We start from the raw sequence: 24,791 nt of genomic DNA on the forward strand, positions 1-24,791 counted from the left end.
GGGTGGGGGAGGGCATCGCGGAGGTAACCGGCCAAAGTGACCGAATTCGCATCGAGCATCCCAGCGGATTCCTGGACATCGAAACCAGCGTGGACGCCGGATCCGCAGATTCCGCTCCCGTGGTCCGCAGAACGGCGGTCGTCCGCACCGCACGCAAGATCTTCGACGGCACGGTCTTCCCCCGGCCCGCCGTCCCGACTCCCGCACCCGCACGCCCCCTTGGAGGCAACGATGGCTCCGCCGCTCGGTGACATCGCCCATATCGGCCACGCCCAGCTCTTCACCCCGGACCTGGACGCCAGTGTCGCCTTCTTCACCGACTACCTCGGGCTGACCGTCAACGGCCAGGACGGCGACACCGTCTACCTCCGGACCTACGACGACTACGAGCACCACAGCCTGGTCCTCACCGCCCGCGAACAGCCCGGCCTCGGCAGGCTCGCCCTGCGCACCTCCAGCGAGGAGGCCCTCCAGCGCCGTATCGAGGCGATCGAGGAGGCGGGCGGCACCGGCCGGTGGGTCGAGGACGAACCCGGCCTCGGCAAGCTCTACGTCACCACCGACCCGGACGGCCACGAGCACGCCCTGTACTGGGAGAGCGAGTACTACCAGGCCCCCGACGAACTGAAACCGGCGCTGAAGAACCAGCCGCAGGCCAAGCCCAACCGGGGTGTCGGAGTTCGGCGCCTTGACCACATCAACTTCCTTGCCTCAGACGTACTTTCCAGTGCCGAGTTCCAACAACAGGTGCTGGGCGCCCGGCCGACGGAGCAGATCCGGCTCAACGGCGGCCGGATCGCGGCGCGTTGGCTGACGTACACGAACAAGTCGTACGACGTCGTCTATACCGAGGACTGGACCGGTTCGACCGGCAGGCTGCACCACATCGCCTTCGCGACCGACACCCGCGAGGACATCCTGCGCGCGGCCGATCTCGCCATCGACACCGGTGTGTTCATCGAGACGGGCCCGCACAAACACGCCATCCAGCAGACGTTCTTCCTCTACGTCTACGAGCCCGGCGGCAATCGCATCGAGCTGTGCAACCCGCTCACCCGACTCGTCCTGGCGCCCGACTGGCCGCTGATCACCTGGACCGAGGACGAGCGGAAGAAGGGGCAGGCCTGGGGCCTGAAGACCATCGAGTCCTTCCACACGCACGGGACTCCGCCGGTCGCCTGAGCGGCGCGCAAGAGTCACCGGAGTCACCTGCACGCGATTGTCGATGAGATTGTTGACAAAAACGTTGACTATCCCGGCTCTGACTCCTTAGCGTCTGGCGCACCAAGCACGAGAGGTAACCAACGATGTCTTCCTCCCCCTCCCCGTCCCCCGCTCTGTCCGCGCGTGGCAGCAGACTGGCCCTCCTGGTCATCGGTCTGTGCTGGCTTGCCGTCCTCTTCGACGGCCTCGACATGTTCATCTACGGCTCGGTGCTCCCGCATCTGCTGGAGACGAAGACCTTCGGGCTCACCGCCGACCAGGCCGGCGACCTCGGCAGCTACGCCACGTTCGGCATGCTGGTCGGCGCCCTCACCGCGGGCACGGTCGCGGACCGGATCGGCCGCAAGCAGCTGATGATCGGCTGTGTGACGCTGTTCTCGCTCGCCTCCGGCATCTGCGCCGTCTCGGGCAGCGTCGAGGTCTTCGGCCTCGGGCGCACCCTCGCAGGCGTCGGCCTCGGCGGTCTGCTGCCCACCGCGATCAGCATGGTCTCCGACTACGCCCCGCGCGGCCGGACCGCCCTCACCATCGGCATGCTGATGACCGCCCACCACGCCGGCGGCATCCTCTCCGCCTACGTGGCCAAGTGGCTGGTGGACCCGGTCGGTTGGCGCGCCGCGTTCTGGGTCTGCGTCCTCCCCCTGCTCTTCGTCCCGGTGCTGCTGAAGTTCCTGCCCGAGTCGCTGAGCTTCCTCGTCGCCAAGGGCCGCACCGACGAGGCCAACGCCCTCGCCGAACGCTTCGAGGTCCAACTGCCCGCCGCCACCGGCAAGAAGACCGCGGCCGACCGCTGGGACGCCCTGCTCGCCCTCTTCCGCGGCGGCGAGTGGCTCCAGACCCTGCTGTACTGGCTCGCCTCCTTCGGCGGCCTGCTCCTCGTCTACGGCGTCGCCACCTGGCTGCCCACCCTGATGCGTTCCGAGGGCTACGCGCTCGCCGACGCCCTCACCTTCGTCGTCGTCTTCAACCTCGGCGGCATCGTGGGCATGCTCGCCGCCGGCCGCGCCGCCGACCGCTTCGGTGCCCCGCGCATCTCGTCGATCTGGTTCGCGCTCACCGCCGTGGGCGTCTTCCTGCTCGGTGTCCACATGAACCAGGCCGTGACGATGCTGGTGGTCTTCCTCACCGGCGTCTTCCTCAACAGCGCCCAGACGATGATCTACGCGACCGTATCCATCCGCTCGACCCCGGACAACCGTGCCACCGCGGTCGGCTGGACCTCCGGCATGGGCCGCTTCGGTGCCGTCTTCGGCCCGTGGCTCGGCGGCCAGTTGCTCGCCTCGGGCAACGGCGACTGGGGCTTCACGTCCTTCGCCATCGCCGGTCTGTCGTCGATGGTGTTCATCGGCATGGCGGCGCTGCGCAGCTCGAAGCAGGGCGAACGGACCGGTGTGGAGCAGGAGTTGGTCGGCATCCACTGACCGGCGGGAGTCGCACCCGGACAGGACCGGACGCCGGCCACCGCAGGGGATGCGGGGGCCGGCGTCGGTCTGTCCGGACAGGTCGCTCTGCCCGGACAGGTCGCTCTGCCCGGGCACGGTGGTCCGTCCGGACATGAAGAAGCGCCTGCCGCCCAAGTGGACGCAGGCGCCTGCTCGTTGACGAGGGCGTCCCTCAGTCCTTGCCCATCTGGTCCTCCGCCGACAGGTGTTCCACCGTCCTCCCCGTCTCGGTGAACGTCCGCGTGACGTACCCCGACGAGTACACCCACAGGATGCGCAGCGGGGTGTCGCCGATGTTCCGGAACAGATGGGGGATCGGCGAGGGGACGTACGTCGTGTCGTACTGCTCCAGCTTCGTCACCTCGCCGTCGACCACGACCTCCGCGCGGCCCTCCAGGACGGTCACGTGCTCGTCGCAGTTGTGCGAGTGCAACGGCGCCCCGGAGCCGACCGGATACACGCTCATCCCACTGGTGATCCGGTTCTCCCCGCCCGCCGACGGCGTCGTGACGAGAGGTGTCGTGACGACGGCACCGCCCCGGTCGAGCACGGGCACGGACGCGACCTTGATGATCGTGGTCATCCGGATTTCCTTTCCGCTTACACGCTTCTGCGTCGCATGACATTAGGCCTCGCGCGCGGGAATGGGTGCCCTCCGGCGTGCAGCTTTACCTTGCATTTCCAGGGGGGTGAGCTTCCCGGACCCGGCTGTACCGTCGGCACGCATCGCACGGATTCACGAACCGTGCACGTAAGGCGCCGGAAAGAAAAGGCAGGTACAGGCCCCATGAGGCTCCCCGTTCTCACCGAAGAGGAAATGGACCCGCGCCAGCAGGAACTGGCCGCCCGTATCGCCGGCCGGCGCGGCGGGGTCCGCGGACCCTTCCGGGTCTGGCTGCACAGCCCGGAGATGTGCGAACGGGCCGAATCCCTCGGCGCCTTCGCCCGCTTCGACTCCAGCCTCCCCAGGCACCTGAGCGAACTCACGCTGCTGATGGCCGCCCGCAACTGGGACGCGCAGTACTCCTGGAACGCCCATGTGCACCAGGCCATCGAGGCCGGCATCCCGGAGGCCGCGGTCAAGGCGATCGCGGAGAAGCGCGAAGCTGTCTTCGACAACGAGGCGGACCAGGCCTTCTACCGGTTCTGCCGCGAGATCCTCGACGACCACTTCGTCACCGACGAGACCTTCGCCGCCGCGCTGGAGCACTTCGGCTCCAAGGGCCTGGTCGACACCATCGGCGCACTCGGCAACTTCACCATGCTCGGCATGTGCCTGAACACCTTCCAGGTGGACCTCCAGGCCGACAAGGAACCCCCGTTCCCGGACATCCGCGGCTACGGCCGTGTCGCCCCGGACGGCTCTGACGGCGCCGAGTCACGGCCGTGACAACTCCGGGGGGAGGCGCGGTACTTCGCGTCCGGGGGGTCACCAAGAGCTTCGGTGGCGCGGCCGCGCTCAAGGGCGTGGACCTCGATCTGCACGCGGGCGAGGTCCACGCGCTGATGGGCATGAACGGGGCCGGCAAGTCGACGCTGGTGCAGGTCCTTTCGGGGGTTCATCAGGCCGACGCCGGCACCGTCGAGGTCAACGGGCAGGCGCAGCACGGACTTACGGTCCGCAAGGCGCGCCGGCTCGGCATCGCCTCGGTGCCCCAGCGCCGGGAACTGGCGATGGGGCTCACCGTCGCCGAGAACGTGATGCTGGGCGACCTGCCGACGCGCGGCGGGGCCGTGCGCTGGAAGGCGGTCGACTCCGAGGCCAGGAAGGCACTTGAGGCCCTCGGCATCGACATCGACGTCACGCGGACCGCGGGTTCGCTCACCGTCGCCGAGCAGACCATGGTCGAGGTGGCCCGCGAGGTCCGCCGCGGCGGCCGCATCCTCATCCTCGACGAACCGACCGCCTGTCTGAGCGCCGAAGCGGCGCACCGGATCAGGGAGTTGGTGCGCACTCTGCGCGACGGGGGCGTGGCCGTCGTCTACATCTCGCACTACATCGACGAGGTGCTGGCCGTCGCCGACCGGGTCACGGTGCTGCGGGACGGAGCGGTGGTGCGCAGCGCCCCGGTCGCCGAGTTCGACGCCGCAGGTCTCGTACGCAGCATGGTCGGCCGGGACGTCGTGTCGCAGCGGTCCGGGCGGCCCGCCCCCAAGGACGAGATCGGGCTCACGGTGCGCGGCCTCACCGACGGACGGGCCGTACGGGACTTCACCGTCGAGGTGCGCAAGGGCGAGATCGTCGCCGTGCTCGGACCGGCCGGGGACGCGCAGTCGCGCCTCTTCGACCTGCTCTCGGGGCGCCGCCGCCCAGATACCGGTCAACTCGCCGTGGACGGAACTCCGGTGCCGTTCGGCCGAGTTCACTCCTCGCTCGCCAGCGGCCTGCGCTGCGTCACCGGCGACCGTCGCGCCCTCGGCCTGGTCCCGGGGTTGTCCCTGGACGAGAACCTGATGCTGGCCGGTGACCGTTTCGCCCGCCGCCGTACGCACCGACGTACTCAACTCGCCCGCCGGGCCGCCCCGTTGCGCCGTAGCTACGGCGTGGTCGCACTCGCCGGGAATCCGCCGGTGGGCGCGCTGTCGGGGGGCAACCAGCAGAAGGTGCTGCTCGCCAAGTGGCTGCAGACCGAGCCGGTCGCCTGCTTCCTGGAGGACCCCACCAATGGGGTCGACATCGCGGCCATGGCCGACATCCACGCCCTCGTCGACGACCTCGCCTCGCGCGGTGCCGCCGTACTCCTCGCCTCCTCGTCCGCCGAGGAGGTCATGCGCCTCGCCGACAGGGTCGTCGTCGTCAGCGTCGGCCGGACGGTCGCCGAGCACGACATCGACGCCATCACCCACGACGAACTCGTCGCCACCGCCCTCGGAGGTCAACCGCAGTGAGCGTCAAGACACTTCCCGGCGCCCCCGGCGTCGACGACCCACCCGGGAGAGCCCGTTCCCGCTTCTCGTCGGCGGCATTGCGCGGGGCCCCGCACACCGGGCTGATCGCCGTCCTCATCGTCGTGATCGTGGCGACCTCGATGCGGACCGACTCGTTCGCGACCGACACGAACGTGATCAACATCCTGCGCCAGGTCAGTGTCGTCGCCGTGATCGCGGCCGGTCTCACGCTGCTGATGACCGCGGGCGGCATGGACTTCTCGATGGGCAGCAACGTCTCCGTGACGACCGCGGTCGGGGCGCAGCTGCTGGCCCACGGCCACTCCACCGCGTTCACCGTCGTGGTCTCGCTGGTGCTGGCCACCCTGATCGGTCTGGTCAACGGGGTGGTCGTGACGTTCACGAACGTGGCCCCGTTCGTCGCGACCCTGGCGTCGGCCACGCTGCTGGACGGCGTCGCCCTGCTCGTGCTCGACAGCGTCAGCGTCTCCATCGGCACCAAGATGTTCGCCCTCGGCAACAACAAGATCCTCGGGGTGCCGTACCTGCTGGTCGTCGCGATCCTCGTGCTGGTGGCGACCGCCCTGGTCATGCGGTTCACCGTGTTCGGCCGCGACGCCTTCGCCATCGGCGGCAACGAACACGTCGCCCGGCTGAGTGGCATCAACGTCACCGCCCGCAAGCTCTCGCTCTACGCCCTCACCGGCGCCCTGTCGGGCCTGGCGGGCCTCATGCTGCTGTCCCGGCTCAGCGGCAGCAGCCCCGGCACCGGCGGACTCTCGCTCCAGCTCCAGGCCGTCGCCGCGGTCGTCATCGGCGGCACCGCCCTGGCCGGCGGCTACGGCACGGTCGTCGGCACCGCGCTCGGCGTGGTCCTCCTCGGCGTGGTCGCCAACGCGCTGAACCTGCTCCAGGTCTCCAGCAACTACCAGTCGGTCTCCGTCGGTGCGGTGCTGCTCGTCGCGGCCGTCGCCAACGAGATGCACAAGGCACGTTCCGCACCTCATTGACCGGCCTTGCGCACTGCCGCATCCACAAAGACTGCATTCAGAAAAGGCGGTTCACCATGAGAATTTCGCTCCGTTCCCGCAGATCCATGCTCGCCGCGTTCGCCGGCACCACTCTCGTACTGAGCGGTTGCGGCACGAGCGACGACAGCGGGAGTTCCGGCGATGTCACCCTCGGGTTCGTCAACGGCGGTGACACCGAGTTCCACAGCTGTCTCCAGAAAGCGGTCGAGCAGGAGGCGAAGACGCAGAACGCCAAGGTCTTCACCGCCAACTCGCACCAGAATTCCACCACCGAGCTGTCCAACATCGAGGACATGACCTCGCGCAGTGTGAGCGCGCTGATCGTGCAGACGGTCAACGTGGACGCGCTGAAGGGCGACATCGCCAAGGCGAAGGCCGCGGACATACCGATCTATCTGACCTCCGTGGCCACCAGCGACGTGAACGACATCCTCGGCGCGGCCGTCGTGGACCTCACCAAGGTCGGCGCCCTGGACGCCGGCTGGGTCGCGACCGACGCGGGTGGCAAGAGCGTCGAGGTCGGCGTGATCGCGGGTGCGCCCGGCGCCGCCTCCGACCTCCTTGTGGGCGGCTTCACCAAGGCGCTGCCCGGCACCGCGAAGGTGGTCGCGAACCAGCCGGGCATGTTCAACCCGGTGAAGGCACAGGACGTCGCCGAGAACATGATCCAGGCCCACCCGAACCTGCGGTACACGTTCGTCGCCTCCGAGGACATGGCGCTGGCCGCCCGCAAGGCGTTCGACGCGGCCGGCAAGAAGGACGTGAAGATCGTGACCGTCAACGGCACGGACGAGGGCCTGGCCGCCGTCAAGGACGGACGGCTCTCCGCCACCGTGGCCAACTCGGCCATGGCGATAGGACAGACCGCGGTGAAGAACGCGGTCGGTCTTCTGGCCAAGAAAAAGGTTGACAAAATTGCCAACATTCCTCTTTTGTTGGTGACCAAGGACAACCTGAGCAAGGCCCCCCAGTACTGCCCGAAGTAGACGGAGCCCGGTGCCGGGTGCGACACCTGTCTCATTGTTGTCCGAGCCGCCTGTCCGCCACATCGCCGGAATGTCCAAGTGGAGCCGCCACCAGGACATCCCGGCCGGGGTCGGACCCATCAGTACGACCGGCACCGCCGCCGGGGCCCACCCCTGGCACACGTGGGCCTCCGGAGGAATCATGGATCGACTGCTCCTCATGCACAGCTTCGTCACCGTCGCGCAGGCCGGGAGTTTCAGCGGCGCGGCGAAGAAGCTGGGCTCGTCGGGCTCGCTCGTGTCGCGTCACGTCGCCGAGCTGGAGCGACAGGTGGGCGTCCGCCTGGTCAACCGCACCGCCCGCTCGGTCAGCCTCACCGAGCCGGGGCTCAAGTACGCCGAGTTCGCGGCCCGCATCCTCGACGAGATCGAGGCCGAGGACGCCGTCATCTCACACCTCCACGACCGCGCCGAGGGCACCCTGAGCATCATCTGCCCGAAGTGGATAGGCAGCCTGGACCTCGGGGACGCGATCGCCGCCTTCTCCGCCGCCCATCCCAAGATCCACGTCCGCTTCGAACTGGGCGGCATGTCCGACCGGACGTACGACTTCCTGGACAGCGGCTTCGACGTCGCCTTCCACACCCGCGACCTGCGCGACTCCAGCGTCCGCCTCAAGAAGATCGCCTCGCTGCCCTTCGTGCTCTGCGCCTCCGAGACGTACCTGGAGCGCGGCGGCCCGCTCACCGAGCCCAACGGCCTCGCCCACCACGACTGCCTCGTCCACGTCAACGACCCGGTCTGGCGCATCGGCCACGGCCACGCCTCCACCCTGCACAAGATCCGCAACATCGCCTTCTCGTCGAACTCGTACATCGCCCTCCAGAAGGCCGCCGTCCACGGCCGCGGCATCGCCCTGCTGCCCCAGCGCCCGGCCTACGACGACCTGATGACCGGCGCCCTCCAGGTCCTGCTCCCCGAGCTGGCGGTCCCCGACCGCCCCCTGTTCGCGATCTACGGCCCCGGTCAGGCCACCCCCCGCAAGGTCAGCGTGTTCCTGGACTTCCTCGCCGAATGGTTCTCCCAGAACCCCATTCCGGCCATCGAGTCGTAGCCGCAAGAAACGATTGCGAATTCAGACGAGCCCGGACCATTGAGGCCTTCACGCCCCGAAATCTAGGCTCGCCGGGCGACCCGCGAAACGAGGCATCCATGGGAATCCAGAGAATCGAATCCGTCACCTACGGGATCGACGACGTAGACGAATGTGTCCGTTTCTTCGGCGACTTCGGGCTGTTCCTGCTGGAGCGGACCGAGGAGCACGCGGTCTTCGAGACCCTCACCGGGCAGACCCTCCACCTGGACACCGTGCCCGGCCCCCTGCTGCCGCCGCCGGTGGAGGCGGGCCCGACCATCCGCGAGGTGGTCTGGGGCGTCGACACCCCGGAGGAACTCGCCCGGCTGGTCGCCGCCGCGGGCCGTGACCGCAAGGTCCACGAGAGCGCCGACGGCGTCCACCACACCGTGGACGAGAGCGGCTTCGGCGTCGGACTTACCCTGGCCCGCCCGAAGAACGCGGACGTCACCCCCCGCCCCACCAACGTCTCGGGCAGCGTCGACCGCTGGAACACCGCGCTGGAGCCGCTCACCCGGGCCTTCCCGCTGCGCATGTGCCATGTCGCGCTGAACATCGTCAAGGAGGGCCGCGAGGAAGCCGTCGCCTTCTACACCGAGCGGCTCGGCTTCCGGCCCACCGACATCGTCGAACCGATGGGCGTGTTCATGCAGGCACCGGGCGACGACGACCAGCACACCCTGCTGCTGTGCCACCGCCCCGACCGCGCCGGCGTCAACCACATCGCCTACGAGGTCCCCGGCTTCGACGACGTCATCGAGGGCGGCAACCACATGATCGAGCGCGGCTGGCGGGAGGCCCGCAAGCTCGGCCGCCACACCGTCGGCTCGAACGTCTTCCGTTTCCTGCACGCCCCGTGCGGCGGCCGCGTCGAGTACGCGGCGGACATGGACCGCGTCGACGACACCTACGAGACCCGCGTCCACGAGACCACCCCGCCCCACCACATCTGGGCGCTGCGCTCCAACCGCGACCAGCAGGACGCCCCCGCCACCTGACTCTCCTCCCCAGCCTGAGAGGGCACCCACTCATGACCTCCGACCACGGCTACCCCGCCGTCCGCATGTACATCGCGGGCGAGTGGCGCCAGGGCGGCACCGGACGGACCGCCCCGATCGTGAACCCGGCCACCGAGAAGGTGATCGGCGACGTACCGCTCGCCACCACCGCCGACCTCGACCGCGCCCTCCACGCGGCCACCGAGGGCTTCCACACCTGGCGGAACACCCCGATCGCCAAGCGCTCCGCGATCCTGCACGCCGCCGCCGACCTCATCACCGAACGCGCCCCCGAGATCGGCCGGATCATGGCCCAGGAACAGGGCAAGCCGCTCCGCGAGGGCACCACCGAGGCCCTGCGCACGGCCGACACCCTGCGCTGGCACATCGAGGACGCCCGCCGCGCCTACGGCCGGATCATCCCGTCCGCACCCGGCACCCTGCTCACCGTCCGCCGCGAACCGGTCGGCCCCGTCGCCGCGTTCGTGCCCTGGAACTTCCCCGTCGGCGGCCCCAACCGCAAACTCTCCTCCGCCCTGTCCGCCGGCTGCTCGATGGTCATCAAGGCGTCCGAGGAGACACCGGGCGCCGCCGCCGCGCTGGTCGCCTGCTACGCCGACGCGGGACTTCCCGCCGGTGTCCTCAACCTCGTCTTCGGTGAACCGGCCGAGGTATCGGCCCACTTGATCCCCTCGCCGCAGATCCGCCTGGTCGCCTTCACCGGCTCGGTCCCGGTCGGCAAGCTCCTCGCGGCCCAGGCCGGCGAGGTCATGAAGCCCACCCTGATGGAACTCGGCGGCCACGCCCCGGTCATCGTCTGCGCCGACGCCGACCCGGTGAAGTCGGCCCGCAAGGCGGCCCAGGCGAAGTTCTTCAACGCCGGCCAGGTGTGCACCTCCCCGAGCCGCTTCTTCGTCCACGCGAGCATCGTCGAGGACTTCACCGCCGAGTTCGTGAAGGCGGCCCAGGAAGTCACCGTAGGAGACGGCCTCGACGCCGACACCACCATGGGCCCGCTCGCCAACGAGCGACGGTTGCAGGCCATGGAGACCCTGGTCGCCGACGCCGTCGAACGCGGCGCCAAGGTGCTCACCGGCGGTCGACGCCTCGACCGCGACGGCTACTTCTACGCCCCGACCGTCCTCACCGACGTACCGGCGGACGCGCAGCTGATGCACGAGGAACCCTTCGGCCCGCTCGCCCCGATCGTGCCCTTCACCGACCTGGACGAGACCCTCGCCCTCGCCAACTCCCTTCCCTACGGCCTCGCCGCCTACGGCTTCACCGAGTCCGCCGCCACCGCCGAGAAACTCATGGACGCGCTGGAAGCCGGCATCCTCTCCATCAACCACTGCGGCGGCTCCGTCGCCGAGGCCCCCTCCGGCGGCGTCAAGGAGAGCGGCTACGGCAGGGAGGGCGGCCCCGAAGCCCTCGACGCCTACCTGATCACCAAACGCGTCTCGCACCTGCTGGCGGGCTGAACCGCCATGAGGTACACCCGCGTTGAGGTCGGCGGCCGGGCGGTGTGGGGCCGCGTGGGGGAGGAGCACATCGAGCTGCTCTCCGAGTCCCCACTTGACGGCGACCCGTCCGTGATCGGCATGGTGTCGATCGCCGACGCGCAGTGGCTGCCGGTCGTCGTACCGCCCGTGTTCTACGCGGTCGGCATGAACTACCCGCGCCACATCGCGCACGCCCGCGCCGAGACGCCCACCCGCCCCGAGGTCGGCTACCGGGCCAACAACGCGCTCACCGGCCACCGTTCGCCCATCGTCAAGCCGGCCGAAGTCGAGGGCCGCTTCGAGGCCGAGCCCGAACTCGTCGCGGTCATCGGCCGCACCCTGAAGCACGCCTCCTACGACGAGGCCCGCAAGTCGGTCTTCGGGTGGACCATCGGCAACGACGTGAGCGCCCGTGCCTGGCAGCATCAGGACCGCTCGTTCTGGCGCAGCAAGAACAGCGACACGTTCAAGCCCATGGGCCCCTGGATAGAGACCGACGTCGACGCCCTCGCGCAGACCACGACACTCCGTGTGAACGGGGAGGTCCGCGCCTCGTTCGCCACCGGCGACATGGTCTTCGACCCGTTCGACCACATCGTCGAACTCACCAAGCACATCACCATGCACCCGGGGGACGTGCTGTGGATGGGCGCCGAGTCCACCTGCCAACTCGAACCCGGGGACACCGTGGACATCGAGATCAGCGGCATCGGCGTCCTGTCCAACCCCGTACACAGCGAAGGGAATCCGTCATGAGCAGCGCACCCCGCTACATTCACCACGTCAACTTCCCCACCACCGACCCCGACCGCACCGCCGAGTGGTACACGAAGGTCTTCGGGATGAAGCGCATCATGCCCAAGTCCAACACCCGCGTGGTGCTGATGACCCGCGGCAACTTCGACCTCCACTTCACCCCGGTCGAGGAGATGGAGCGCATGGCGCCCTATCACTTCGCCGTCGAGGTCGACGACTGGGACGACTTCCTCGCCCACCTCAAGGATCTGGGCATCCGGCACACCCGGCCGATCGAACGCCCCGAGAACCAGTCGAAGTTCTGCTACATCCACGACCCCGACCACACCATGATCGAGCTCGTCTTCCACGGCCGCCGCCCCAACTAGCCGCCCGCGTACAGGAGTTCACCCCCATGCCCATCGCCGACTCCGACGGCACCTCCATCTACTACGAGCGCCACGGCAGCGGTCCGGCGATCCTGTTCGTGCACGGCAGCGGCGGCCACCACGCCGCCTGGTGGCAGCAAGTGGCCGCACTGCGCGAGGAGTTCACGGTCGTCACCGTGGACCTGCGCGGCTTCGGCAAATCGGATTCATCGATGCCCGAGTTCGACGGCCAGGACTTCCCCGGTGACGTCGTCGCCGTACTGGACCAGGAGGACCTGACCGACGTCATGCTGGTCGGCCAGTCCATCGGCTCCGTCGCCGCGCTGCGCGCCGGACTGCTCCGCCCCGAGCGCGTGGGCTCCGTCGTGCTCGGCCACTCGCTGGGCGGCATCAGCCACCCCGAGCTGAAGGAACTCGCCGCCGCCGACCGCGCCGAGGCCGTCAAACTGCCGGTCATCGACCGCCTGTTGACCAAGAGGTTCCAGCAGGAACGCGCCGACCTGACCTTCCTCTTCCAGCAGATGGGCACGTTCAACGTCGCCAGGATGCAGGACCTGCGCAACCTCGACACCGACGGCCCAACCCTGGACGACATTCAGAACTCCGGTGTGAAGGTCGCGTTCCTGGCCGGCGAGAAGGACGCGGTCCTCAGCGTGAAGACCGTGACCCGCGCCCACGAACTGCTGCCCGGCTCGCACCTGGAGATCGTCCCGGACGCCCCGCACTCGATGTACTGGGAGACGCCCGCGAAGTACAACGCCGCCGTCGCCCACCTGCGCCGCACCCTCACCGCACCGAAGGAAGCAGCATGAGCAGCCTCACCCTGGACGCCGCCGAGGAGATCATCGACGCCGCCCACAAGCGTGCCCAGTCGATCGGGAAGGCGGTCAGCGTCGCCGTGGTGGACGCGGGGGGTTTCCCCATCGCCATCCGCCGTCCGGACGGGGCCCGCCCGCTCACCCCGGACATCGCCCGCGCCAAGGCGTACACGGCCGCCATCATGCAGCGCCCCGGCAAGATGCTGAAGAAGTGGCAGGAGAGCCAGCCCGTCTTCTTCTCCCAGCTGTCCCAACTCCCGGGCGCCGCCATGCCGATCATGGCCACCGAGGGCAGCCTCACCATCAAGAAGGACGGCGAGATCATCGGCGGCCTCGGCATCGCCGGCGGCACCGCCGACGAGGACCAGCAGATCGCCGAGGAGGTTCTCGCCTCGCTCGGCTACGAACTGGAGTTCGCCGCCTGGGGAGTTGCCGGCAAGCCGGCCCCGCCCTCGACGTCGTTGCCCTCGTCCGGAAAGGACGCCTGACCCATGGCGGACACGTTCAACTACCGCATCGACCACCACGGCAGCCTGGTCCGCCCCACCGAACTGACGGCGGCCCGCGCGGCAGGCGACCCCGAGGCCCTGAAGGAGGCGGAGCTCCAGGCGGTCAAGGACGCGATCGTCTTCCAGCGCAAGCTCCGCTCCACCGTCGTCACCGACGGCGACTTCCCCCGGGAAGACTTCCGCAGCGCGGTCCTTGACGGAGTATCAGGCTTCCGGCGCACGGACGAGACGGACGCCGACGGCCTCACCCGCTGGGTCGCGGAGTCCCTCCCGAAGGCCAACGGCCCACTGCTCGCGGACTGGGCCGCTCGGCTCTCCGAACTGACGGTGATCGCACCGAAAGCCTCGCTGCCCTCCCCCGCGTACCTCGCCGCCACCACCTTCCAGCCCGGCCACGGTCCTTCCTCCGCAAGGGAGTTGGGGGAGGCCCTCGCGGAGATCGTCCTGGCGGAGACAGAGCTGCTGGTCTCCAAGGGCGTCCGCCTGATCCAGCTCAACAACCCGCTCCTGCTGGGGCAGTTGGCCACCGACCCGGCCGACCCGGGCGCGCTCTCCTTCGCGGACGCGCTCGCCGTCGACGCCCTGGCGGTACGCCTGGACGAGCGCCCCGAGGGCGTACGGATCGGTCTCGCCCCCGGCCCGGTCGCCCCCGCGGCGATCGACTGGGCCCGCGCCGAACGGCTCTACGGCGAGATCGGCGCCGACCGCTGGATCCTCCCCTTCGACCAGGGCACCCCGGCCGAACTCGCCCTCGTGAAGGCTCTGCCGGAGGACCGGGACTTCTGCCTGGGGGTCGTCGACGCGACCGTGCCCGCGCTGGAGGACATCGACACGGTGATGGCCAGGCTCGACGCCGTGGGGGAGTTCAAGGACCTGGAGGACGGGGCCGTAGCACCGTCCCGGGGCTTCGCCGACGTGGCGAACCGGCCGCTGCTGAGCGCCGAACAGCAGCGCCGCAAGATCGAGTTGGTGGAGACGGTGGCGCGGTACGTCTGGGGCAACGAGTTCTGACGTACGGACCGGGAAGCGCGGGAGACGCGCTTCCCGGCGGGGTCCCACGAAACTTCAGAGCACCTCGGCGAACGTCACCCTGCGGTCGGTCAGCAGCGGCCAAATGGTCCGCACGATCAGCTCGTTGAAGTGCTCGGCGGCATTGTGCGCGTCGAAACCTGCCCGGTCGGCGTACTGCTCGTACAGCACGAAACTCCCCGGCGCATCCGCCTCGGCGTGCACCTCGTACGCCCGGTTCGCCGGCTCGGCACGGGTGAGCTCGCGCACCTTCAGCAACGCGGCGCGCACCGTGGCCTCGTCGGCGGGCGCGCAGAAGTAGCGGGCGATGACTGCGTAGGCCATGTCGTGTCTCTCCTCGTCGAAATCCTCGGCGGGTCCCCGCGTCCTCAGGGGATCCCCGGCTTCCGGCAGCGCGTCGGCAGCCGCTGTCCGGCCCACCGATTCCAGCACGGATCAACCCTCCGCCGACCTGCGCGCGGCGCAAGCAATGCCTGCCTCCGCGGGGCTGGTGGCACCGCCCCCACATGGTGTGTTGTCGCATCCGGCCCACTGTGGCCGCTGACTGTGCAGACCGCGGACCCGCACCGCGGCGGACGAAGGAAGTGATCTTCATGCGAAGCCTGGAAACCCTCTCCGGTGGAGAGTGGGTGACGACCGGCGAGTGGATCGAGGTACAGAACCCCGCCGACGTCCGCACCCCCCTCGCGCGCATCCCCGCCCTCGCCGCCAAGGACGTCACCCGCGCCTACGACCACGCCGAGCGCGGCTTCGCCGTATGGAAGCGCACCAGCCCCTTCGAGCGGGCCCGCGTCTTCACCGAGGCGGCCAGGCTGATTCGTGAGCGGGCCGACGAGATCGCCGCCGACGTCACCGCCGAGAACGGCAAGACCGGCGCCGAGGCCCGCGGCGAGACCCTCAAGGCCGCCGACTTCCTCGACTACTACGCGGGCCTGGCCCGACAGGGCTACGGCACCCTCCTCCACGACGCCCGCCCGAACACCCGCGTGCACACCCAGCGCGAGCCGATCGGCGTGATCCTCGTGATCAGCCCCTGGAACGATCCGCTGATCACCCCGGCCCGCAAGCTCGCCCCGCTGCTCGCCACCGGCAACGCGGCCGTGTTCAAGCCGGCCACCGAGACACCGTTGTCGGGCCTGCACTTCGCCCGCGCCCTGCACGACGCCGGACTGCCCGCCGGTGTCCTGAACGTGGTGACGGGCCGCACCGCCGAGATCGAGGAGGCGCTCCTCGACGACCCGCGCATCGTCGGCATCTCCTTCACCGGCTCGAACGAGGTCGGCAACCGCATCCGCCGCCGCCTCGCCGACCGCAACGTCCGCTTCCAGGGCGAACTCGGCGGCAAGAACGCCTCCGTCGTCCTCAAGGACGCCGACCTGCCGTTCGCCGCGAAGACGGTCGTAGCGGCCTCGTTCGGCCAGGCCGGACAGCGCTGCACCGCCACCAGCCGTGTCATCGTCGAGCGGCCGGTGTACGACGAGTTCACCCGGCTCCTGGTCGCCGAGGTCGAGGCGCTGAAGGTCGGCCCGGGCAGCGACCCGGCGACCACCCTGTGCCCGCTCTCCAGCCCGAAGCAGCGCGACAGCGTTCTCGCCCACCTCGCAGGGGCCGTGGAACAAGGCGCGACCGTTCTCACCGGCGGCCACGCCGACACCGACGGCGACCACGCGCACGGGTGTTTCGTCCAGCCGACCGTGCTCGCCGACGTCACCGCCGAGACGGCGATCTGGCGCGAGGAGGTCTTTGGACCGGTCCTGGCCGTGCGCGCCGTGGATGACTTCACGCAGGCAGTCGAGGCGGTCAATGACTCCCAATTCGGCCTCGCCGCCGCCGTGTTCACCCGCGATCTGGCCTCCGCCCACCGCTTCGCCGACGACGCCGAGTGCGGACAGGTCGCGGTCAACGCGACCACCCCGGGCTGGGACGTCCACCTGCCCTTCGGCGGCTTCCACGACTCCGGCACGGGCTACAAGGAGCAGGGCGACGAGGTCCTGCGCTTCTCCACTCGCGTCAAGACCGTCGCCGTTCACTTCGGAGCCTGAGAACGTCGGTACGACAGAGATTCGGTACGACAGAGAGGAGGATGCCGATGGCTGACGAGACGATCGGCATCGTGGGCGCGGGCATCGTGGGGCTGGCCACCGCCCGCGAGATCGCGCTGCGCCGTCCCGGCACCCGGGTCGTGGTCCTGGAGAAGGAACACGAGGTCGCCGTCCACCAGACCGGCCACAACTCCGGGGTCGTACACGCCGGCATCTACTACGCGCCCGGCAGCCTCAAGGCCGACCTGTGCGTCCGCGGCGTAGCGATCCTGCGCGAGTACTGCCAGGACCGCGGGCTGCCGTACGACGAGATCGGCAAGCTCGTCGTGGCCGTACGGCCGGACGAACTGGGCCGGATGGAGAGCCTCTACGAGCGGGCCCGGAACAACCACGTGCCCGAACTCCGCAAGATCTCCCAGGCGGAGATCAAGGAGCTGGAGCCGCACGCCGGCGGCATCGCGGCCCTGCACTCGCCGCGCACCGCGATCACCGACTACCCGGCGATCGCCCGGGAGTTCGCGAAGGACATCGAGGCCTCCGGCGGTGAGGTGAAGCTCGGTTTCCCGGTCACGTCCATCACCAATGTGCCGGGCGGCATCGAGGTGGCCTCGGGCCAAGTACGTGTCCGCGTCGACCGGTTGATCCTCTGCGCGGGCCTCCACTCGGACGCCGTGGCGAAGCTGGCGCAGGACAAGAGGGAACCGAGGATCATCCCGTTCCGGGGCGAGTACATGCTCCTCAAGCCGGACCGCACGAACCTGGTGCGCGGGCTCATCTACCCGGTGCCCGACCCCCGTTACCCCTTCCTGGGCGTGCACTTCACCCCCCGTGTCGACGGCAGCGTCGAGGTCGGCCCGAACGCAGTCCTCGCCCTCGCGAGGGAGGGCTACAAGCTCGGCCGCGTCTCCCTGAAGGACCTCGCCGGACTCGCCGCCTACCCCGGCTCCTGGAGGATGGCCGCCCAGCACTGGCGGACCGGCATCAAGGAGTACCGCGGCTCGCTGTCCGCGAAGGCCTTCATGAAGGACGCCAGGCTGTACGTCCCGGGCGTCGGCGTCTCCGATGTCGTACGCGGCGGGGCGGGCGTCCGCGCCCAGGCACTGGACCCCGACGGCACTCTCGTGGACGACTTCCGCATCCACCAGGTCGGCCGGATCACCGCCGTACGCAACGCGCCCTCGCCGGCCGCCACGGCGTCCATGGCGATCGCCGAGCACATCGTCGGCGCCGTGTTCGACACCCCGTCCGCAACCTGAGAATGCCCTGCGTACAGCGGTGTTCCGCGCAACTACTGCTTGCGCTCCCAGGGCTCGGCAAGGCCTCGCGACCCGCCTAGCGTTCCTTCCGCAGCACCATCCCACCGGCCCCTTCGCAAGACCTTCGTAAGACCTTCGAGAGAAAGAGCTCACGACATGTTCGTTGTCGACACGCAGATCCACATCTGGAAGGAAGAGACCCCGGACCGCCCCTGGGTCCCGGGCGCGCGGGAGCGCATCCGCCTCAACGGACACCGCGAGGACCCCTTCTCGTACGAGGAGGCCCTGGAGCTGATGGACGAGGCCGGCGTGAACCGGGCCCTGATCCTGCCGCCGTCCTGGGAGGGCGACCGGATCGACTACGCCCTGGAGGCCTGCGAGGCGCACCCGGACCGCTTCGGGATCATGGCGCGCATCCCGCAGAACAAGCCCGAAGAGGGCAAGGCGATGCTGGCGGACTTCGCGCAGAACCCGCATGTGAAGGGCACGCGCCTCACCTTCCACCGGCCGCAGGACCGCAACTGGATGATCGACGGCACCAACGACTGGTACTGGCCGATCGCCGAGGAACTGCGCGTCCCGACGATGGTCCACGCGCCCATCTGGAAGCGGGAGTTGGGCGAGATCGCCGCCAAGCACCCCGAGCTGAAGATCATCATTGACCACATGGGCATCATGGCCCGCTGCGTCGACGACGCGATCGGCTACTGGGTCTCGGAGACCGCCGACCTCGCCGCCCACCCGAACATCTACGTGAAGCTCTCGGCGCTCCCGGGCTACTCCACGCAGCCGTTCCCGAACAACAACATCCAGAAGTACGTCCGCGAGATGGTCGACAAGATGGGCCCGCAGCGCTGCTTCTACGGCACCGACATCACCCGGCTGCTCGGCCACGGCATCACCTACACCGACACGATCGAGCAGTTCACCAAGCACTGGGACTTCACGCCCGAGGAGCTTGAATGGATCATGGGCCGCGGTATCTCCGAGGTCCTGAACTGGCCGATCGAGGGCTGAGGAACCACGAGAGATGACCGACACCACCAACACCCCGGGCGCCGACGGCGGCGACGCTCTCGTCACCGCCTTCAACGCCGTCGGCGCCGACTACATCTTCTGCTCGTCGGGCTCCGAGTGGGCCCCCGTCTGGGAGTCCCTCGCCCGCCGGCACCGCGACGGACTGCCCTGCCCGCAGTACCTGGACCTGACCCACGAGACCGTCGCCGTCGGCATGGCCACCGGCTACGGCCTCGTCAAGCGCCGGCCGCAGGGCGTGCTGCTGCACGCGGCCCCCGGTCTGCTCCAGGGCTCGATGGCCGTGCACGGGGCGCTGCTCGCGGGGGTCCCGATGGTGGTCAGCTCCTCGGAGTCCGCCACGTACGGCGACGGCCCCGGCCAGGACCCCGGCGGCCAGTGGTACCGCAACCTGTCCGTCGTGGGCGGCCCGCACCAGATCGCGCAGCCCTTCACCAAGTGGTCCAACGAGGCCGCCAGCGTCCACACCCTTCCCACGATGGTGACGCGGGCGGCGGAACTGGCCTGGCGGGCCCCGGCGGGACCGGCGTACCTCAACGTCCCGCTGGAGATCCTGCTGGAGGAGTGGGACGGGCGCGAGGCCAAGCCGATCGTGCCGCCCGGCTCGACGCACAGTTCGCCCGAAGAGGTCGATCCTGTCGCCCAGTTGATCCGCGAGGCGACGAACCCCGTCATCGTCACGGAGACGGCCGGCCGTGAGGCGGGCGGTTTCGAGGCGCTCGTCGCCTTCGCCGAGGCGTGGAACATCCCGGTCGTCGAGCCCGACTCGGCGGTCTGCGGCAACTTCCCGCGCACCCACCCGCTGCACGCGGGGAGCGACATCGGCCCGTGGATGGACGAGGCGGACCTGATCCTCCTCGTCAACTGCCGCGCCCCCTTCTATCCGCCGTCGCGCCGCCCCTCCAAGGCGACCGTCGTCGTCATCGACGAGGTGCCGCAGCGCCCGCACGTCGTCTACCAAGTCCTGTTCGCCGACACGTACTTGGAAGGCAACGTCGCCAACACCCTGCGTCAGCTGGCCAAGCGGGCGAAGGATCTCGACGAGGCGTCCGTCGCCGTACGGCGTGCGGCCCAGGAGCAACGGCACGCCGACGAGCAGGCCGCGATCGTGGCCGCCGAGGCAAAGGCGGCGCAGGCGGAGGGCGTTGACCCGGTTCTCGTCGCAGCGACTCTGCGCAAGCTGCTGGACGGGCAGGGCGGGATCGTCGTCGACGAGACCATCACCCACAGCCGGGTCGTCAAGCGCCATGTCCGAACGGCCGACCCCGACTCGTACTTCTACGTCCAGGGCGGCCTCGGCCAGGGCATCGCGGTCGCCCTGGGCGTCAAACTCGCCGCGCGGGAACGCCCGGTGGTGCTGACCATCGGCGACGGCGCGTTCATGTACAACCCGGTCATCCAGTCGTACGACGCCTCCAACGCCTACGAACTCCCGCTGCTGATCGTGGTGTTCAACAACCGCGTCTACAAGTCGATGAACCTCAACCACCGCAGGTTCTACCCCGAGGGCGCCGCCGCCGACACCGGTGAGTGGCTCGGCACCGATCTGCACCGGCTGCCCCGACTCGCCGCGTTCGCCGAGCCGTTCGGGATGCACACCGAGACCGTCGACGCACCCGAGGCTCTCGCGCCCGCGCTGGAGCGTGCGCTCAAGGCCGTGGCGGAGGGCACCACCGCCGTCGTCGACGTCCTCGTCACCCGCTGAACCAGGAAGGCACCCGCCACCATGTCCGACACCGCAACGCCCACGCCGGGCAAGGTACTTGTCGCCGCCGACGACCTGCGCACCTTCTCCGCCGCACTCCTGGAGAAGGGCGGCCTGAACGCCGAGCAGGCGCGCACCACCGCCGACGTGTTCGTATGGGCCGCGCTGCGCGGCGTCGACTCGCACGGCATCGCCCGCGTCCCCGCCTACCTGGAGCTGCTGGCCAAGGGCGTGGCCAACGCCGACGCCGACATCAGGATCGAGTCCACCGCCCCGGCCGCAGCCGTCCTGGACGCCGACCGCGCCCCCGGCCCGGTCGCCCTGAGTGTCGCCGCCGACGAGGCGGTCACCCGGGCCAGGATCAGCGGAGTCGCGGCCGTCGGGGTCCGCCGTACCGTCCACACCGGCGCCATCGGCTACTACGTGTCGAAGATCGCCGAGCAGGGACTCGTCGGCATGGGCTATGTCGCCGGGATGCCCAACATGGGCTACACCGGCGTCAAGGGCGCCGCCGTGGCGACCAGCCCGCTCGCCATCGCCGTACCGGCAGAGGCGCACGCCCCGCTGCTGCTCGACATGGCCACCGCCACCATCGCCCTCGGCCGGATCCGCCAGGCGAAGGCGAGCGGCACCCCGCTGCCCGCGGGCGCGGCGGCCACCGCGGACGGCACCCCGACCACCGACCCCGAACTGGCCGTCATGCCCTTGCCGTTGGGCGGCGCAAAGGGCTCCGGGATGTCTCTCGCGTTCGAGCTGCTCACCAGTGTGCTGGTCGGTGCGCCGATCTTCGCCGCATTCCACTCGGACGACCCGCAGGGCCGCAAGCACCGCCAGAACGCGCTGCTCATCGCCCTCGACCCGGCTGCCTTCGGCGACCCGGCCGCCTTCACCGCGGCGGTCGACGAGACGCTGGCCACCCTCAAGCAACTGCCGCCGGCCGACGGCGCGGAGGGTGTCTTCTACCCCGGCGAGCGCAGTGCGGCGGTCGCCGAGGGGCGCGGTGCGAAGGGCATCCCCGTCGCGCCCAAGGTGTGGCGTGAACTGACCGAGGCGGCAGGGAAGTTCGGCCTCACGCTGCCGGAGCCGGTGCCGTCGGCGTGACCAAGCGGCGCTTCGCCGACCGTCCGAGGGGGATGGTCGGCGAAGTGCGGTGTCAGGGAGGGGGGTTCAGACGGTGCCCACGGCTTCTCGCAGCTGACGGGCGATCAGGGCGTAGGTCTGAAGGGCCCGTTCGTCGTCCGTGCCGTCGTAGCCGTGATCGGCTCCGGCGACATCGACGTGCTCGACCAGCGCGCCCGCCGTCCGCAGCCGGTCGGCGTAGGCGATGCCCTCCGCCTTGAGGAGGTCGTACTCCGCCGTGACGACCAGGGCCGGGGCGATGCCCTTCAGGTCCGCGGTGTCCGACGGATGCGCGGGCGACACCAGCCGGTCGGCACGCACCTTCGGATCCGGGACGTACGACGTGTCGAAGACCTCCGCCATCCAGGGCCGCAACACGGGCTTGGCGATGGCGGACCGCTTGTCCTTGGCGCTGGTCGCCAGGTCCAGCGGCGGATAGTGCAGCACCTGGAGCGCGATGGAGGGGCCGCCCTCCTCCAGTGCCTGCCGGGCCACCGCCGCCGCGAGTCCGCCCCCGGCGCTCTGCCCGCCCACGGTGAGTCGGCCCCCGTCCCAGCCCTGCTCACCGCCGTGCGCGGCGATCCACCGGACGACCTCGAAGGCCTGCCGGGGCGGCGCGGGGAACGGGTGCTGCGGCGCGACGACGTAGTCGACGTTGACCACGACGACGCCCGCCTCCGCCGCGAGGAAACGGCACAGCGGGTCGTCGAGCTCGGTCAGCGGGACGACGTAGCCGCCGCCGTGGAAGTTCACGTGCACCGGCGGAGGCGGCCCCTCACCGGCCGGCAGATACACCGTGGCGCGTGCCGGGGCGATGCTGGTCGGGATCGGCAACTCCCGTGTCCGGCGCGGAAAGTCAGGAAACCGCTGATGCGAGGAGGCGGCGGAACCACGTCCGCTCGGGCGCCGGTCCGCCATCACGGAAAGACGCTGCAGGGACTTGGCGGCGAAGGCGGCCACCGCCGGCCGGGCCAGAACAGACATGCCGCTCCATTCGTGGAGTGAGCGCGACGGGGGATTCGAGTCCGATCGCCGGGGTGCCGATCGACAGGATTCCTGGCGATGGGGTAGGGCGACGATAACACGGGTGCAGTGCGCGTGGATGTGGTGATCGGCGCTGTTCAGGGGGCGACGCCGGAGGGCTGCGGCTTCGGGTGCGCGGTCGCCCCGACCCCAGGTCGATGTCCAGGCGTGTTCCTCGACGCCGCCACGCGCCGATCCTGTGGTCAGTGGTGCTGGGCGGGCCCCTCCGGCTCCCCGTGTTCACAGCACACCTCATGCGGCGAGACCGACGCCCCCGGTGTCGGCACGGTCGCCGCCTGAGTCGCCACGCATGCCGCATGCTGCGCCGTCTCGATCATCTGCTCGCTGTCGGTCGCGGCGTCGGCCAGGCTCGCGCAGCACAGGACGAGCAGGGCGGCGCCCGCGACGAACGGCAGGGCCCGGCGCGGGGGAGGAGGTGCGAGCAGCGCCCGGACCCGCTGCGGTACCGCCCCGCCGGTCGCGGCGAGTGCCGGGCGGGAGCGGTTCGCCGAGGTGGCCAGCGCGGCCCGGCCCACGGCATGCGCGACGACCGTACGATCGCCGACGCGCACGGCGGCCTCCTCGTCGGCCCAGCGCTCCAGGACGAAGCCGCCCGCGTTGGACAGCGGTCGTAGCAAGGGATTCGCGGCGGCGGAGAGGCGCCAGAGGGTCTGGAAAAGATGGTGGCGGCCGCGCAGGTGTGCCCGCTCGTGGGCGAGAAGTGCCTCGCGTTCGCGGTCGCCGAGGCAGCGCAGCATCGCGCTCGACACGACGATCCGCCCGGGCGCCCCCGGCAGCGCGAACGCCTCCGGCGACTCGGTGTCCAGGACGGCCAACTCCGTGTCCCCGGGCAGGAGTCGGCACTCGCGGCGGGCCCAGCGCAGGTGTCGCAGCTGACGTGCGGCGGCGACGGTGAGCCCCGTGACGGACGCGAGGAAGGCGAGGGCGGCGATCCCGGCGACGGTGAGGTAGACCGGGTCGGAGGCGCGCACGGCCGCGACCGACCAGCGGCCCTCCTCGGCGACCTCGGGGAGCTGAGCCAGCCCGGCGAACGCCAGCAACGCCAGGGAACCCAGCCAGCCCAGCGATGCCACCAGCGCGGCGGAGGCCAGCGACCAGGCGGCCGGGCGCGGCGCCAGCCGGGGGGCGGCGCGGGGTGCGAACACCGCGATGACCATGGTGATCAGAAGGGGGACGTACACGCTGATCAGCACCGGCTCACGGTCCTTCGTCGGTGTGGCCGGTGGGGTGGGGTCCGTCGTGCCCGGAGAGCAGTCGCTGCAGCAACTGCTCGTCCTGCGCGGAGAGTTCGGAGACGAAGCGGGTGAGCACCGCCTCGCGGTCGGTGCCGTGCTCCAGCAGTGAGCGCATCCGCTCCGCGGTGTGGGTCGCCTCGTCCCGGGCGGGCGCGTACGCGTACCCGCGGCCCGCGCGGTGCCGGACGAGCATCCCCTTGTCGTGCAGGCGCGACAGGATCGTCAGAACGGTCGTGTACGCGAGGTCCCCGGGCAGCCGGTCCTTGACCTGGCGAGCGGTCTGCGGCTCGTCGGCCCCGTAGAGGGCGGTGAGAACCCCGCTCTCCAGCTCACCGCGCGCCCGCCTGCCGGACGCCGCGCCGGGCTCGTCGTTCTTCCGGTCGTGCACTGTTCACCCCACCGCCTTTCACCGCTCGGCGTCCCAGCCTACCCGCCGACCTACTACGGCCTGTAGGAAGTGCGCCAAGGGCTCGAAGGGATGGACCGAGGGGTCGGAGAGATCGACCAGGAGGCCGATCAAGGGCTTTGCGGACGCGATCTACTACATGTTGTACGAGCTTACCTACTACATGTTGTAGAGTTTCGCCGCTCCACTCCACCTGCGGAGGAAAAAGCCCATGCCCCACCTCGGAAGTACGGTGCATCTGAGTGCCCTCGCGGCCGCCACCCTGCGCCCCCGGCAGACGACC

General features: G+C 70.0%; 25 protein-coding genes. 20 read left to right on the forward strand and 5 right to left on the reverse strand.

Annotated features, from left to right (window positions below; translation table 11 throughout):
- From AC31A1_RS18645 to AC31A1_RS18655, 3 genes are all read left to right on the forward strand, one after another.
- A partial coding sequence (locus tag AC31A1_RS18645) for a PrpF domain-containing protein (protein ID WP_489654378.1) occupies positions 1–251 on the forward strand: 251 nt, incomplete at its 5' end.
- Entirely contained in the window at positions 232–1,182 is a 951-nt protein-coding gene (locus AC31A1_RS18650; protein ID WP_489654379.1) for a catechol 2,3-dioxygenase, read from the forward strand. The genes AC31A1_RS18645 and AC31A1_RS18650, both read left to right, overlap by 20 nt.
- A gap of 125 nt (positions 1,183–1,307) precedes the next feature.
- Entirely contained in the window at positions 1,308–2,645 is a 1,338-nt protein-coding gene (locus AC31A1_RS18655; RefSeq protein WP_489654380.1) for an MFS transporter, read from the forward strand.
- Positions 2,646–2,838: 193 nt separating this feature from the next.
- Here AC31A1_RS18655 and AC31A1_RS18660 read toward each other — a convergent pair whose 3' ends face one another.
- Positions 2,839–3,249, reverse strand: a complete 411-nt coding sequence (locus tag AC31A1_RS18660) for a cupin domain-containing protein (protein WP_489654381.1) — start codon at positions 3,247–3,249, stop codon at positions 2,839–2,841.
- Positions 3,250–3,483: 234 nt separating this feature from the next.
- Between AC31A1_RS18660 and AC31A1_RS18665 the strand changes: the two genes are divergently transcribed.
- The 12 genes from AC31A1_RS18665 (at position 3,484) to AC31A1_RS18720 (ending at position 14,648) form a co-directional block, all read left to right on the forward strand.
- Positions 3,484–4,056, forward strand: coding sequence for a carboxymuconolactone decarboxylase family protein (locus AC31A1_RS18665; protein ID WP_489654399.1), 573 nt, complete (start codon positions 3,484–3,486; stop codon positions 4,054–4,056).
- The gene (locus AC31A1_RS18670; protein WP_489654382.1) at positions 4,053–5,555 is read left to right on the forward strand and encodes a sugar ABC transporter ATP-binding protein; all 1,503 of its coding nucleotides are present in this window, start codon (positions 4,053–4,055) and stop codon (positions 5,553–5,555) included. Before AC31A1_RS18665 ends, AC31A1_RS18670 begins: the two co-directional genes overlap by 4 nt.
- Positions 5,552–6,565, forward strand: a complete 1,014-nt coding sequence (locus AC31A1_RS18675) for an ABC transporter permease (protein ID WP_489654383.1) — start codon at positions 5,552–5,554, stop codon at positions 6,563–6,565. The genes AC31A1_RS18670 and AC31A1_RS18675 overlap by 4 nt, the downstream gene beginning before the upstream one ends.
- 56 nt (positions 6,566–6,621) lie before the next feature.
- Positions 6,622–7,572, forward strand: a complete 951-nt coding sequence (locus AC31A1_RS18680) for a sugar ABC transporter substrate-binding protein (RefSeq protein WP_489654384.1) — start codon at positions 6,622–6,624, stop codon at positions 7,570–7,572.
- Between the two features lie 181 nt (positions 7,573–7,753).
- Positions 7,754–8,665 (forward strand): LysR family transcriptional regulator, encoded by a 912-nt coding sequence (locus AC31A1_RS18685; protein WP_489654400.1) that lies wholly within the window; start codon positions 7,754–7,756, stop codon positions 8,663–8,665.
- Between the two features lie 98 nt (positions 8,666–8,763).
- Positions 8,764–9,684, forward strand: a complete 921-nt coding sequence (locus AC31A1_RS18690; RefSeq protein WP_489654385.1) for a VOC family protein — start codon at positions 8,764–8,766, stop codon at positions 9,682–9,684.
- A 32-nt stretch (positions 9,685–9,716) separates the two neighbouring features.
- Positions 9,717–11,165 (forward strand): NAD-dependent succinate-semialdehyde dehydrogenase, encoded by a 1,449-nt coding sequence (locus AC31A1_RS18695; RefSeq protein WP_489654386.1) that lies wholly within the window; start codon positions 9,717–9,719, stop codon positions 11,163–11,165.
- A 6-nt stretch (positions 11,166–11,171) separates the two neighbouring features.
- Positions 11,172–11,942, forward strand: a complete 771-nt coding sequence (locus AC31A1_RS18700) for a fumarylacetoacetate hydrolase family protein (RefSeq protein WP_489654387.1) — start codon at positions 11,172–11,174, stop codon at positions 11,940–11,942.
- A complete protein-coding gene (locus tag AC31A1_RS18705) occupies positions 11,939–12,310 on the forward strand; it encodes a VOC family protein (protein WP_019069936.1) in 372 nt (123 codons plus the stop codon). The genes AC31A1_RS18700 and AC31A1_RS18705 overlap by 4 nt, the downstream gene beginning before the upstream one ends.
- 26 nt (positions 12,311–12,336) lie before the next feature.
- Complete coding sequence (locus AC31A1_RS18710; protein WP_489654388.1) at positions 12,337–13,122, forward strand: alpha/beta fold hydrolase; 786 nt, start codon at positions 12,337–12,339, stop codon at positions 13,120–13,122.
- A complete protein-coding gene (locus tag AC31A1_RS18715) occupies positions 13,119–13,616 on the forward strand; it encodes a GlcG/HbpS family heme-binding protein (RefSeq protein WP_489654389.1) in 498 nt (165 codons plus the stop codon). Before AC31A1_RS18710 ends, AC31A1_RS18715 begins: the two co-directional genes overlap by 4 nt.
- 3 nt (positions 13,617–13,619) lie before the next feature.
- Entirely contained in the window at positions 13,620–14,648 is a 1,029-nt protein-coding gene (locus AC31A1_RS18720; RefSeq protein WP_489654390.1) for a uroporphyrinogen decarboxylase/cobalamine-independent methonine synthase family protein, read from the forward strand.
- 54 nt (positions 14,649–14,702) lie between these two features.
- Here AC31A1_RS18720 and AC31A1_RS18725 read toward each other — a convergent pair whose 3' ends face one another.
- Positions 14,703–14,990 (reverse strand): putative quinol monooxygenase, encoded by a 288-nt coding sequence (locus AC31A1_RS18725; RefSeq protein WP_489654391.1) that lies wholly within the window; start codon positions 14,988–14,990, stop codon positions 14,703–14,705.
- 269 nt (positions 14,991–15,259) lie between these two features.
- Between AC31A1_RS18725 and AC31A1_RS18730 the strand changes: the two genes are divergently transcribed.
- The 5 genes from AC31A1_RS18730 to AC31A1_RS18750 all read left to right on the forward strand — a co-directional run bounded on the left by AC31A1_RS18730 (position 15,260) and on the right by AC31A1_RS18750 (position 21,805).
- The gene (locus AC31A1_RS18730) at positions 15,260–16,708 is read left to right on the forward strand and encodes an aldehyde dehydrogenase family protein (RefSeq protein WP_489654392.1); all 1,449 of its coding nucleotides are present in this window, start codon (positions 15,260–15,262) and stop codon (positions 16,706–16,708) included.
- A 47-nt stretch (positions 16,709–16,755) separates the two neighbouring features.
- Positions 16,756–17,964: an L-2-hydroxyglutarate oxidase gene (lhgO, locus tag AC31A1_RS18735; protein ID WP_489654393.1), complete on the forward strand. Its 1,209-nt coding sequence runs from the start codon at positions 16,756–16,758 to the stop codon at positions 17,962–17,964.
- A 156-nt stretch (positions 17,965–18,120) separates the two neighbouring features.
- Positions 18,121–18,981, forward strand: a complete 861-nt coding sequence (locus AC31A1_RS18740; RefSeq protein WP_033282910.1) for an amidohydrolase family protein — start codon at positions 18,121–18,123, stop codon at positions 18,979–18,981.
- Positions 18,982–18,994: 13 nt separating this feature from the next.
- Positions 18,995–20,704, forward strand: a complete 1,710-nt coding sequence (locus AC31A1_RS18745) for a thiamine pyrophosphate-dependent enzyme (RefSeq protein ID WP_489654394.1) — start codon at positions 18,995–18,997, stop codon at positions 20,702–20,704.
- Between the two features lie 21 nt (positions 20,705–20,725).
- Positions 20,726–21,805, forward strand: a complete 1,080-nt coding sequence (locus AC31A1_RS18750) for an Ldh family oxidoreductase (protein ID WP_489654395.1) — start codon at positions 20,726–20,728, stop codon at positions 21,803–21,805.
- A gap of 66 nt (positions 21,806–21,871) precedes the next feature.
- On the opposite strand, the gene AC31A1_RS18755 is transcribed toward AC31A1_RS18750, so the two are convergent.
- From AC31A1_RS18755 to AC31A1_RS18765, 3 genes are all read right to left on the reverse strand, one after another.
- A complete protein-coding gene (locus AC31A1_RS18755) occupies positions 21,872–22,807 on the reverse strand; it encodes an alpha/beta hydrolase fold domain-containing protein (RefSeq protein ID WP_489654396.1) in 936 nt (311 codons plus the stop codon).
- Positions 22,808–23,049: 242 nt separating this feature from the next.
- Positions 23,050–24,060, reverse strand: a complete 1,011-nt coding sequence (locus AC31A1_RS18760; RefSeq protein WP_489654397.1) for a M56 family metallopeptidase — start codon at positions 24,058–24,060, stop codon at positions 23,050–23,052.
- A gap of 4 nt (positions 24,061–24,064) precedes the next feature.
- Positions 24,065–24,490 (reverse strand): BlaI/MecI/CopY family transcriptional regulator, encoded by a 426-nt coding sequence (locus AC31A1_RS18765; protein ID WP_489654398.1) that lies wholly within the window; start codon positions 24,488–24,490, stop codon positions 24,065–24,067.
- Between the last annotated feature and the right edge of the window lie 301 nt (positions 24,491–24,791).

This window comes from Streptomyces sp. P5F9 (assembly GCF_057961495.1).

Coding starts and splice junctions, on each gene's coding strand:
- AC31A1_RS18650 (WP_489654379.1), top strand. CDS start 232: ATGGCTCCGCCGCTCGGTGACATCGCCCATATCGGCCACGCCCAGCTC.
- AC31A1_RS18655 (WP_489654380.1), top strand. CDS start 1,308: ATGTCTTCCTCCCCCTCCCCGTCCCCCGCTCTGTCCGCGCGTGGCAGC.
- AC31A1_RS18660 (WP_489654381.1), bottom strand. CDS start 3,249: ATGACCACGATCATCAAGGTCGCGTCCGTGCCCGTGCTCGACCGGGGC.
- AC31A1_RS18665 (WP_489654399.1), top strand. CDS start 3,484: ATGGACCCGCGCCAGCAGGAACTGGCCGCCCGTATCGCCGGCCGGCGC.
- AC31A1_RS18680 (WP_489654384.1), top strand. CDS start 6,622: ATGAGAATTTCGCTCCGTTCCCGCAGATCCATGCTCGCCGCGTTCGCC.
- AC31A1_RS18685 (WP_489654400.1), top strand. CDS start 7,754: ATGGATCGACTGCTCCTCATGCACAGCTTCGTCACCGTCGCGCAGGCC.
- AC31A1_RS18690 (WP_489654385.1), top strand. CDS start 8,764: ATGGGAATCCAGAGAATCGAATCCGTCACCTACGGGATCGACGACGTA.
- AC31A1_RS18695 (WP_489654386.1), top strand. CDS start 9,717: ATGACCTCCGACCACGGCTACCCCGCCGTCCGCATGTACATCGCGGGC.
- AC31A1_RS18700 (WP_489654387.1), top strand. CDS start 11,172: ATGAGGTACACCCGCGTTGAGGTCGGCGGCCGGGCGGTGTGGGGCCGC.
- AC31A1_RS18705 (WP_019069936.1), top strand. CDS start 11,939: ATGAGCAGCGCACCCCGCTACATTCACCACGTCAACTTCCCCACCACC.
- AC31A1_RS18710 (WP_489654388.1), top strand. CDS start 12,337: ATGCCCATCGCCGACTCCGACGGCACCTCCATCTACTACGAGCGCCAC.
- AC31A1_RS18715 (WP_489654389.1), top strand. CDS start 13,119: ATGAGCAGCCTCACCCTGGACGCCGCCGAGGAGATCATCGACGCCGCC.
- AC31A1_RS18720 (WP_489654390.1), top strand. CDS start 13,620: ATGGCGGACACGTTCAACTACCGCATCGACCACCACGGCAGCCTGGTC.
- AC31A1_RS18725 (WP_489654391.1), bottom strand. CDS start 14,990: ATGGCCTACGCAGTCATCGCCCGCTACTTCTGCGCGCCCGCCGACGAG.
- AC31A1_RS18730 (WP_489654392.1), top strand. CDS start 15,260: ATGCGAAGCCTGGAAACCCTCTCCGGTGGAGAGTGGGTGACGACCGGC.
- lhgO (WP_489654393.1), top strand. CDS start 16,756: ATGGCTGACGAGACGATCGGCATCGTGGGCGCGGGCATCGTGGGGCTG.
- AC31A1_RS18740 (WP_033282910.1), top strand. CDS start 18,121: ATGTTCGTTGTCGACACGCAGATCCACATCTGGAAGGAAGAGACCCCG.
- AC31A1_RS18745 (WP_489654394.1), top strand. CDS start 18,995: ATGACCGACACCACCAACACCCCGGGCGCCGACGGCGGCGACGCTCTC.
- AC31A1_RS18750 (WP_489654395.1), top strand. CDS start 20,726: ATGTCCGACACCGCAACGCCCACGCCGGGCAAGGTACTTGTCGCCGCC.
- AC31A1_RS18755 (WP_489654396.1), bottom strand. CDS start 22,807: ATGTCTGTTCTGGCCCGGCCGGCGGTGGCCGCCTTCGCCGCCAAGTCC.